Origin of the sequence: Pseudomonas sp. HMWF006 (assembly GCF_003061205.1) — a bacterium.
In the GTDB taxonomy this organism is placed as follows: domain Bacteria; phylum Pseudomonadota; class Gammaproteobacteria; order Pseudomonadales; family Pseudomonadaceae; genus Aquipseudomonas; species Aquipseudomonas monsensis.
Map to the genome: position 1 here is coordinate 1,826 of NZ_QAIU01000173.1, position 2,030 is coordinate 3,855.

Sequence of the window (2,030 nt, forward strand, 5' to 3'; positions counted from 1 at the left end):
GCAAGCGACTCGCCAGCAAGGTCTTGCCCGTCCCCGGCGGCCCGCTGAACAACAAGTTATGCGCCCCCGCAGCGGCAATCAGCAATGCCCGTTTCGCCGCCACTTGCTCCTGCACTTCATTCAAGTCGGGATAAGGCTTGCTGGCATGCATCAGCCCGTCAGACACATACGGCTCAACCGGTGTATGCCCATTGAAATGCGCCACCGCCTCCAGCAGATGATCCACCGCAAACACCTTCAGTCCAGAGGCCAGACACGCCTCCTCGGCATTCGCACGCGGCACTACCAACGCACGACCCGCCTTGCGCGCCGCCAACGCTGCCGGCAACACCCCGCGCACCGGCCGCACTGCGCCGGACAATGCCAACTCTCCCAGACATTCCACATCATCCAGTGTCAAACACGGCACCTGCACACTCGCGGACAGAATCCCCAAGGCAATCGCCAGATCAAACCGCCCGCCATCCTTGGGCAAATCCGCCGGCGCCAGATTCAAGGTGATCCGCCGCGCAGGAAACTGCAGCCCGGAATTGATGATCGCGCTGCGCACCCGATCCTTGCTCTCCTTCACCGCCGCCTCGGGCAGCCCGACCATGGTCAGCGACGGCAGACCGTTGGCCAGATGGACTTCGACGGTGACAGCGGGAGCATCCACGCCAATCTGGGCGCGGCTGTGGACGATGGAGAGGGACATGGTCGTTCCTTGAGCTGAATCGGGGAACCGCTTCCTGCGGGTTTTTGAAGGGTAGTTGGGAGAGCGAATGCAGGTGGCACGGACGCGAGGGTAAACCTTCACTGGATGTTGCCAAGTTGCCCTCCCAAGCCCAGTAGAGGCGCCACATTAGTTTTCTTGTTTGGGATTTTTTATTTGGCTTCCTCCCCCGGCCAGCCAACCATCCGGTTCGAGTTCTTTACCGTACTTGGCCGCTACCTCAATAAAACGACGCTGATTGGCTGAAATACCTCCGGCTAACCGAAGTGCTTCAGCGTGATATCCAACAATCTCCTCTAGCTTTTTCCTTCTCTTTTTGTCTTTCATTGAGGCCTCGTTTTTCGGGTGACAGATGCTTCGTTGGCTACCGTAGTACAAGGAGGAAGAGTCGCGTAATCAGGCGCAGACGCTGATTTTTGTAGGGCCATGCCCTAATAGTTGTAGGACGCCGGCGAAACGGTTTCGATGGCTTGCTTCCCTGAACCGGATGCTCCAGTTTGGCCACTCAACGCAGCCTCTGAAGGCGAAAAATGAACAGCAACGGTATGCGCCCGATTCATCCGGGCGAGGTTCTGAATAAGGAATTCATGGAGCCGTTGGGCATGACCGTCATGGATCTGGCCATGCCCACGAAATGGCCCGAAAGTGAGATCGAAAAGCTTGTGAGTTGCCAGCTCAGGATCTGCGCCGATCTGGCAATCAGACTTGCCATTCATCTCAACACTACGCCTGAGTTCTGGATGAATCTTCAGTCGACTTACGATTTGCGCAGGGCTCAGCTCCGGCATGCGGTCTTATAGCGATTGCAGCATCCGCGAAGCTCTTTTCCACCAAGGCCCCGTTACTGGGCGCTTCGGCTCTTCCCGTTCCACCACCATCAGCGGCACATCCTGCAACCGTATCCACGGCTGATTATTCCAGTGCAACAAACTCAACGTCATGTCCGGCCAATTGAGCAGGCTCAGTTGTGGGCGTTCGCTTGTGGTGGGGTGTTGGGCGTCGCGCAGGGTGGGGATGACTTGGTGGGTGAGCCATTCGCGCAGCGCTCGGTATTCGGGGCAGTAGTGGTAGACGAGGAGGGCGTAGATGCCGGATTCGCTGATCAGCAGGGTGTTTTCGATCTGGTGGTGGATCAGGGTTTTGCGGGTTTGGTATTGGTCGGGGTCGAGTTTTCGCAGCATGCGTTCGTTGAGGTAGATGTGCAGCAGGCGGCTCAGGTCTCGGGCACAGAACCAGGGTTGGTTCTGGATGAGGAGGGCGTGGAGGGGGAGTTTGTGGCGGGTGAAGATGTGCGGCGTTAGATAAGTCTCTTCTTGAT

At 57.7% G+C, this 2,030-nt stretch carries 4 protein-coding genes; 1 reads left to right on the forward strand and 3 read right to left on the reverse strand.

Translation table 11 applies throughout. The annotated features are described in order from the left end of the window. Both DBR24_RS31640 and DBR24_RS06835 read right to left on the reverse strand, forming a co-directional pair. On the reverse strand, positions 1 to 694 hold a 694-nt coding region (locus DBR24_RS31640; RefSeq protein ID WP_371921240.1), incomplete at its 3' end, for a magnesium chelatase domain-containing protein. Between the two features lie 147 nt (positions 695 to 841). Continuing rightward, positions 842 to 1,039: a hypothetical protein gene (locus tag DBR24_RS06835; RefSeq protein WP_128614299.1), complete on the reverse strand. Its 198-nt coding sequence runs from the start codon at positions 1,037 to 1,039 to the stop codon at positions 842 to 844. Positions 1,040 to 1,242: 203 nt separating this feature from the next. On the opposite strand from DBR24_RS06835, the gene DBR24_RS06840 reads away from it, so the two are divergent. Continuing rightward, a complete protein-coding gene (locus DBR24_RS06840; RefSeq protein WP_128614300.1) occupies positions 1,243 to 1,512 on the forward strand; it encodes a HigA family addiction module antitoxin in 270 nt (89 codons plus the stop codon). Here the strand turns inward: DBR24_RS06840 and DBR24_RS06845 are convergent. Continuing rightward, a partial coding sequence (locus DBR24_RS06845) for a Bro-N domain-containing protein (RefSeq protein ID WP_256591313.1) occupies positions 1,507 to 2,030 on the reverse strand: 524 nt, incomplete at its 5' end. The two genes, DBR24_RS06840 and DBR24_RS06845, sit on opposite strands and share 6 nt — an antisense overlap.

Bases quoted from the DNA above. Each gene is read 5' to 3' on its own strand.
- DBR24_RS06835 (WP_128614299.1), bottom strand. From the start codon at position 1,039: ATGAAAGACAAAAAGAGAAGGAAAAAGCTAGAGGAGATTGTTGGATAT.
- DBR24_RS06840 (WP_128614300.1), top strand. From the start codon at position 1,243: ATGAACAGCAACGGTATGCGCCCGATTCATCCGGGCGAGGTTCTGAAT.